Raw genomic sequence first — 1,056 nt, 5'->3', positions numbered from 1 at the left:
CACGTTGAGTATGAAACCGAAGCGCGCCACTACGCCCACGTTGACTGCCCCGGCCACGCCGACTACGTCAAAAACATGATCACCGGTGCGGCGCAGATGGACGGCGCTATCCTGGTTGTGAACGCAGCTGACGGCCCAATGCCTCAGACCCGCGAGCACATCCTGCTGGGCCGCCAGGTTGGCATCCCGCACATGGTTGTCTACATGAACAAAGTTGACCAGGTTGACGACGAAGAACTGCTGGAACTGGTGGAAATGGAAATCCGCGAGCTGCTGTCTTCGTATGACTACCCTGGCGATGACATCCCAGTGATCCCCGGTTCGGCTCTGGCCGCGATGGAAGGCAACACCCCTGAAATCGGCGAAGAATCGATCAAAAAGCTGATGGCGGCTGTTGACGAGTACATCCCAACACCGGCACGTGCTGTTGACCAGCCGTTCCTGATGCCCGTCGAAGACGTGTTCTCGATCTCTGGTCGTGGTACCGTTGTAACTGGCCGTGTTGAGCGTGGCGTGATCAATGTTGGCGACAGCATCGAAATCGTTGGCATCAAAGACACCCAGACCACCACCTGTACTGGTGTTGAAATGTTCCGCAAGCTGCTTGATCGCGGTGAAGCAGGCGACAACATCGGCGCCCTGCTGCGCGGTATCGACCGTGAAGCTGTTGAGCGTGGCCAGGTTCTGTGCGCACCTAAGTCGGTGAACCCACACACCAAGTTTGAGGCAGAAGCGTATATTCTGACCAAAGACGAGGGTGGCCGTCACACGCCGTTCTTCGCGAACTACCGTCCTCAGTTCTACTTCCGTACAACTGACGTCACCGGTACTGTTGAGCTGCCCGAAGGCACCGAAATGGTTATGCCTGGTGACAACCTGAAGTTCGACGTTGAGCTGATCGCACCGATCGCCATGGAAAACGGCCTCCGCTTCGCGATCCGCGAAGGCGGCCGCACCGTCGGCGCCGGCGTTGTGTCAAAAATCATCGAGTAATCACAGCTCTGCTGTGATGGTGGTGACAGGGGCTTTGGCCTAGGCAAAAGCGCCCGAGAACCA

The 1,056-nt window shown here is 57.6% G+C and carries 1 protein-coding gene; it reads left to right on the top strand.

The features are described from left to right. On the top strand, window positions 1–993 hold a 993-nt coding region (gene tuf / locus ABWV33_RS22410), incomplete at its 5' end, for an elongation factor Tu (RefSeq protein ID WP_353333966.1). Window positions 994–1,056: the final 63 nt, after the last annotated feature.

Source organism: Phaeobacter sp. NW0010-22 (assembly GCF_040365955.1).
Classification (GTDB): domain Bacteria; phylum Pseudomonadota; class Alphaproteobacteria; order Rhodobacterales; family Rhodobacteraceae; genus OMPR01.
Note: the sequence above shows the minus strand (reverse complement) of the source record. Positions and strands in the feature narration are given on the sequence as shown.